This window comes from Chroococcidiopsis sp. SAG 2025, from assembly GCF_032860985.1.
Taxonomy (GTDB): domain Bacteria; phylum Cyanobacteriota; class Cyanobacteriia; order Cyanobacteriales; family Chroococcidiopsidaceae; genus Chroococcidiopsis.
This window is the reverse complement of sequence record NZ_JAOCNC010000013.1, coordinates 1-6177: the sequence shown is the minus strand read 5'-3', so window position 1 is coordinate 6177 and position 6177 is coordinate 1. Positions and strand designations below refer to the sequence as shown.

Here is a 6177-nt window from a genome sequence, read left to right as displayed (position 1 = left end):
CTAGAAGGGCGATTCTTCAACGGAAGCGTAATAAATTATTATGCTTTGTAGTACGCCGTTGAAAACCTAAAGCTTAATGAGAATGAGCGACGAAAAAGTCGGAAATTAAGCCGTGTAATTCTCAATAAATTAATCGTTTGTGAACGATGTGTTTCAATGTAGTACAAAGCATGATAATTTATTACGCTCCCTAACACTATTGCAGGTTCGGTTTTAACTGTCAGGACATTTATAAATGTAGCTGTTTATCAGTCCCTTTAAATCAGTTTCTTTCATTCGTTGCGAGTGGCTTGCCGCCCGTAGGCTGCTCCTAAGAAACTAGATTTTCTGAGGGCTGAGGAATAAGCTCAAAACCAAAAGCCTGGGCTTTTTTGTGGAGATTATTGAGCATTCGCTCACGTAATAACGCTGCTCATAATAATCCATACCAGGATCGGTGTAATTTCCTCCAGTTGTCCAAAGTTTGTAAAAAATTCGCGCAATCTTATGAGCAGTTGCAGTAATGGCTTTAGGAGAGCCAAGTCGAGAACGTAAGCGACGATAAAATGCGCCCAAAGCGGAATTACTTTTTCCGGCAGTTTGCGCTGCCATACGGAAAGCTGTCTTCGGCGCGATTGACTACAGGACGAGTCTGAGAACTTTGAATTTTGCCACCAGTAATGCGACTGCCAGCGACATTGCGCCAAGCCAAGAGGTAAAGTGTTTAACCGTAGGGAATCGGCTGGGATCTAAACCAACTTCAGAAAGGATGATTTGTACTGTCAGGACACCAAGACCATCCACTTGGGTAAAATCAACCCCACTCATGCGATAAAGATGAGTACGCAAATCAAAGCTAGGTTCATTGCCTTGAGGTTTATGGCGAATATGCTTTGGTGGAGTAAGGGGAGACTGGGAAATATCAATTTTATCGTTAAATTGACTTAAGCAATCCTCAATTCTTAGGTCACATGAGCGCGATTTGCGATTGGTAGACATCATACAGGTGTAATTCTTGTTGCAAGACAAACAAATGTTCTTTCCGGTAGTCACCGTGAAGCGCAGCTGCAATTTCTGCTTCACTACGTTTGACACGATGATGTTTTTTAGCTGCAAGTACTTGTGGGTCATGTTCACCAGCGACGATAGCTCGAATGATTGCCATACCTGTAGTGCCTGTAATATCGCGCTCCTGCTTGATGCAGTTGTATGTTCATTTGAGTCAAAGCTTTCTGCATCCGTTGAATATGAACACTGGCACTTCTGATCAAACTATCACGTTGACGAATATAGCTACGTAAAACACAGATTTCGTCTTCTGGGCGAAAAGAACCTGACAACAATCCATAGCTGTAGTAACCTGCAAACATAACTCCTCAAACCTGCAAACAAGACATTTTCAAACCAGGATTAGTTGCAACTGAGACAGCGATAAAACCAGGATTAACTACAACTGAACCAGGATTAAATGCAACCAGCCTGCAATTATCCACTTCAACCAGGATTAACTGCAACTAACGGTAAAAGAAACGGACGTTTTCTTAACTACAACACTAGTAAGAGTTTCTGAACCCTAAGCCGCCTATTCCCTAGTTAAAAAAGTCGGTAAAGAATTCAAAGTTAACTTATCAAATTCTGAGATGGGTTTTTTGACAAGTCCTACCAGGACTCACAGCCTAATGCCAACATAGTGTTGAGTCTATTTGCAAATAATCCTGGCTCAAACGGATGATTGCAGGTTGATTGCATTTAATTCTGGTTCAGTTGTAGTTAATCCTGGTTCAAATGAAATTATAGTTGCAACTAATCCTGGTTTGAAAATGTCTTGTTTGCAGGTTTGAGGAGTTATGTTTGCTGGCTCCTACACATAGCTGTGCAACTGTTGCAGCCATTGACAGTCTAAAACAGCTGTCTTGCGTCCAAGCAAAGTTTTCACATGGTGAGCATTTACAAGCATAACTTCAAAGCCACGAGTTTCTAAAATTTGAAATAATAGAATCCAATAAACACCTGTTGATTCCATTGCCACTGTCTCAACTCCACATTCAGCTAACCAGTCAGCAATGGCGTACAGGTCAGCCGTGTAGCAACCAAAACGCCGGACGCATTCGTTAGCTCGTCCTGAAGGTACGCACACCCATTGATTTTGGGAACCAATATCAATACCAGCCGCATTTGCATCAATCGGATTCAATTTTGATGCTTTGGCTACAGATTGGCGATTTGGAACTGAAGACTTCTGTTTTTTCTTCATTTTAGTTCCTCTAGTCTCAAGCAATATCAAAGTTGAGAGTGTGCCTTAACCCAGGTTGACGGAATTGTACAGTCTTCTAAACGGGATAACGTCTAAACGCTTCACCAATGTCATCACCGTCATAACCCAGAACCATGCTTTTGTGCGGGCGAAAATGCACCATTGAGGGAACGGTCTTAACTGTCAGGACACAATTAAGAGTGTAATTTTTTTTCGGTGCATCTTATTTTTTTGTTTCTTCCATCCATAACGGAAGCGATAGCATCCGTAAACAGCTTCTGTAGGGCACGACCGTCTAACGTTGTACAAAGCAAAAAGCTTGGACCTAATTATTAGTAGGCGGAACCCGTGTCGCAGAGGTTACTTATAGTCTTCGGAGATAGTCGCTCCCCCACTGCGGAGTTCATCCAGGAACCATTTGCTATCTGAGATTAGTTCGGGTAGGTAAAGCCCAGGGCGGGCAGGATCGCGGTCGCCCAGTCCCAATACCGACGAGAGCAAAAGCACGACACTCAGCCCCGTGAGTGAGGCTGTGCCATGCTTGAATTCCAGCATTGATCGCGATCGCTTCGTTCGACCATCAGCCTTACCCTCGATCTCGACGACGATCTCGGTTCCCGCCGCACCGCCCCGGCAGCGGCTGGACGATTCACCATTCACCAGGTCGAAGCGGATATCCGGTGCTCCAGTGGCGGCGTAGAGACTCACGGTATCGAACGTGGAAAATGCGGTGGCATTGAGCGATCGACCATCGACTGATTCGATCTTGCCCTTTACGGCATCGCCGGACAGCCAGACGCGCCGCCCACCCTCGAATACCAGTGCGGCGGGAGCAGCCCCGTGTACCCGCTCCATATCTTCGATCGCCGCTGGGCCGACTGGATCTTGCTCATCGACGATTGCGCCGAGCCTGATAGATCGGACGCTCTCGAAGCCTTTGGCACTATTGAGTGCCAGCAAAGTGGCCGCACCTGCCATCCAGTGACTGGCGAGCACAACGGGTGCGGCGGTCGCACGATGCGCGAACAGTGCCAATTCGGGTCCGATTTCGGTGACGGCAGCGTTAATGTTCAGGTAAGGAATACCCAAGTCCTGCGCGTAGCTCAGACCTTTGAGTCCAGCTTCGGGAGCTAACATGACTACAGCAGCGACGGTAACGTCGTCACTGAGTCCCAAGCGGGGCTTATCGAGATCTATGGCAACTGCTTCGGCAGCACCCACCTCTTGGGCGACTTCACCTGCCGCTTGCAGATTTCGTCCGCCGACGAGCACTCGAACGCTGGGGTGCCTCTGGCGGAACCACCTGATGGCAGTGCGCCCCACGAAGCCCGCTCCTCCAGCGAAAAGTACCTGTGATGTCATCATAGAATTAGAAGCGCGTTCTTGGTCAGAAACAATGGTTGATTCTTTAGTTTTCATATGGCAATGAATGAGTGAATGGAATACACAATTGAGCGCACCTTTGCTTACTATTGGCGTTTTACCTGTTTACTGCGATCGCTTGCCAATCATGTTGTACGTCTGGTGCAAGCTGCATTCGATTCTCGACCGATCTAACTTGAGTGTAATGAGTGCCAACGCTCAACTTCTTTCAGATTCTTACAATGATTTGTCAATAATTTGTCAGATTCTTATGGTGTTAGCGAACCTGCTTTGGTGTCATTCCAGTAATTCGTTTAAACTGTTGGGTCAAATGACTTTGGCTGGAGAAGCCGACTTGCAGGGCGATATCTGCGATCGCCAAGTCCGTCTTCGACAGCATCACTTTTGCCTGTTCCACTCGCTGTTGAATCACATACTGATGCGGCGAGATTCCGATTGCTTGTTTAAACAAATTGGCAAAGTAAGTGGGGGTGATATTCACGACATTTGCCAGTTCAGCCAGTGACAAATCTCGACTGAGATGAGTGTGAATGTAGTCGATCGCTTGCTGCAACTGGATATGAGTTAAGCTTCTATTCTCAGGTGCAATGATGGTTGCATCCTCAGAATAATGCCGCAAGAGATGGATGATTAATGCTTGAGACAAGGATTCAACATATAATCGCCCCATCATGCCACCTGATTTCACCTCAGTTAAAAGTAGCATGGCAATCTGCTGAAGATTCAAGTCTTGCTGACCGAAATGGTTGACCAAACTGACCCGTGCTGGATTGATTTCAGACGCTTCAGCAACTTGTTCGACCAGCTTTGGCTGTAAATGAATGTTGAGTTCCGTTTGAACAGCCTCACTTCCTGGACAACACCAGTAGCTCAACTGCTCAGATGGAACCAAGAGGCTATCTCCTTCTTGGAAGATTGATTCGTACCAGCGATAGTCAGATTTCTGGCTCAGATAAGTGGGATGCCCCATCGGTAAGATTAGCCAATGATCGGACAGAGCAGGCAGTTTTATTTCTTCTATTTTGCCAGGAGTTGGAGTATAGTCATGCTGCTCAACCAGGATGCCATTCCAGCCCATCTGCAGACTGGATAAGGTCAGCGTTCTTTGAAGTCGTTGGTTCAGCTCACTGGGTTTAAGAAGGGTGTTTGTCATAGTTGCCTGCACATACTCATTCACAGCTTGAAACATAAACGCTTTTTGACCTTCTTAGCTTTTAACACGAGTTCATCTCAAGTCAACCCTCTTTAGGTCAATATCTTCTCTTTCACGAAAAGAATATTACGCCGACTCGATGACGATTTTGCTGAAGGGTATGGCTTTGTTGCACAAATAGGGAGAAATGAGTAAATTTTGAGTATGCCGTCTAACTTCAACGAATGATGAAGACGAAAGCTAAGGAAAGCTATCAGATTCGCAATTGGAATGCATATGATGCAGCTCTCAAACAACGAGGCAGCATTACCTTCTGGGTGGATGAAGCGGTGATTAAGCAGTGGCACAATGAGCAAAAAACTGGACGTAGAGGGGCTTCTAATTATTACAGTGAGACAGCAATTGCGACGATGGGAACAGTTCAATCGTTGTTTCGCTTAGCAGGACGGCAAACGGAAGGATTCCTGGAGTCATTGTTTGTGCTGATGGGAATCGAGCTAGAAGTGCCTGACCACTCTATCCTTGTCACGACGGTTGGGCAAGCTGAGCGTAGACCTCCCCGTGATTCCCAAGCGCAAAGGTGTGCATGTGGTTGTCGATTCAACGGGTGTAAAAGTCTATGGTGAAGGAGAGTGGAAAACTAGACAGCATGGCGTTAGCAAGCGACGGACATGGCGCAAGTTGCATTTAGGAGTTGATGAAGCAACGGGGGAGATTTTAGCGGCAGTGGTCAGCACCAATGACGTCGCCGATTGTGAAGTGATGCCAGAATTACTCGATGCGATTGCCCAGGAGATTGAGCAGGTGTCTGCCGATGGAGCCTATGATACCCAAGGCTGCTACGATGTCATTGAGCAACGAGAAGCGACCGCTGCTATTCCACCTCGTCGTAATGCTAAGATTTGGGGTAGTGTTGTAGATGTGTTGCTCATTGATTTGAAACATTGGCTGCAAGGGGAATTTGGAGCCTATCTCAACACATCTACAACACTACCGTAGATTCATTACCCGACGACTATCAACAGCGAATCTTGTGCCACTACAAAAACGCAACAAGTACAATTCAAATTGCTCGGATGACAAATATCCCACGCTGGTATCTAGAACGAGTCGTGTTTCCTGGTCGGTACTTGTTGTTTGAGGCTGTCCCACAAGCGCAACTAGAAATTCACTCTGTTAAAAGAGCCAGTGCGATTCCTGCTGACATCATTGACTGTAAACAACTGCAAGTCAGCGCGGGGGAGAACAAGCTCTAGCTAAGCTAAAAAAAACTCCCTGCGACTAGCGCTGGGAGTGTCCCTTCATCGGGATCGGTCTATGCCGTTGATTGATGTTGACTTTCCCCAGTCTACATCGATTGTTTCGGTTGGGAGAAGCGCTCGCGCAAAAGACGGAGTCAGGCAATCTT

6 protein-coding genes and 2 pseudogenes are annotated in these 6177 nt (G+C 46.4%); 2 read left to right on the top strand and 6 right to left on the bottom strand.

Annotation, left to right across the window (positions count from 1 at the left end; genetic code table 11):
* Positions 1 to 318 precede the first annotated feature (318 nt).
* From N4J56_RS40530 to N4J56_RS40505, 6 genes and pseudogenes are all read right to left on the bottom strand, one after another.
* Positions 319 to 591 carry a hypothetical protein gene (locus N4J56_RS40530; RefSeq protein WP_317112207.1) on the bottom strand — a complete coding sequence of 91 codons (273 nt, stop codon included), beginning with the start codon at positions 589 to 591 and terminating at the stop codon, positions 319 to 321.
* 27 nt (positions 592 to 618) lie between these two features.
* Positions 619 to 981 carry a transposase gene (locus tag N4J56_RS40525; protein WP_317112206.1) on the bottom strand — a complete coding sequence of 121 codons (363 nt, stop codon included), beginning with the start codon at positions 979 to 981 and terminating at the stop codon, positions 619 to 621.
* On the bottom strand, positions 947 to 1144 hold the full coding sequence (locus N4J56_RS40520) for a hypothetical protein (RefSeq protein ID WP_317112205.1): 198 nt from the start codon (positions 1142 to 1144) through the stop codon (positions 947 to 949). The genes N4J56_RS40525 and N4J56_RS40520 overlap by 35 nt, the downstream gene beginning before the upstream one ends.
* A gap of 702 nt (positions 1145 to 1846) precedes the next feature.
* A pseudogene (locus N4J56_RS40515) lies at positions 1847 to 2233 on the bottom strand (IS110 family transposase); the annotation flags it as partial.
* A gap of 360 nt (positions 2234 to 2593) precedes the next feature.
* Positions 2594 to 3652 (bottom strand): hypothetical protein, encoded by a 1059-nt coding sequence (locus N4J56_RS40510; RefSeq protein ID WP_317112204.1) that lies wholly within the window; start codon positions 3650 to 3652, stop codon positions 2594 to 2596.
* 220 nt (positions 3653 to 3872) lie between these two features.
* Positions 3873 to 4769 carry an AraC family transcriptional regulator gene (locus N4J56_RS40505; RefSeq protein ID WP_317112202.1) on the bottom strand — a complete coding sequence of 299 codons (897 nt, stop codon included), beginning with the start codon at positions 4767 to 4769 and terminating at the stop codon, positions 3873 to 3875.
* A gap of 227 nt (positions 4770 to 4996) precedes the next feature.
* Between N4J56_RS40505 and N4J56_RS40500 the strand changes: the two are divergent.
* Positions 4997 to 5675, top strand: a pseudogene (locus tag N4J56_RS40500) (IS5 family transposase); the annotation flags it as partial.
* A 38-nt stretch (positions 5676 to 5713) separates the two neighbouring features.
* Positions 5714 to 6025, top strand: a complete 312-nt coding sequence (locus N4J56_RS40495; RefSeq protein WP_317112200.1) for a DUF1830 domain-containing protein — start codon at positions 5714 to 5716, stop codon at positions 6023 to 6025.
* Positions 6026 to 6177: the final 152 nt, after the last annotated feature.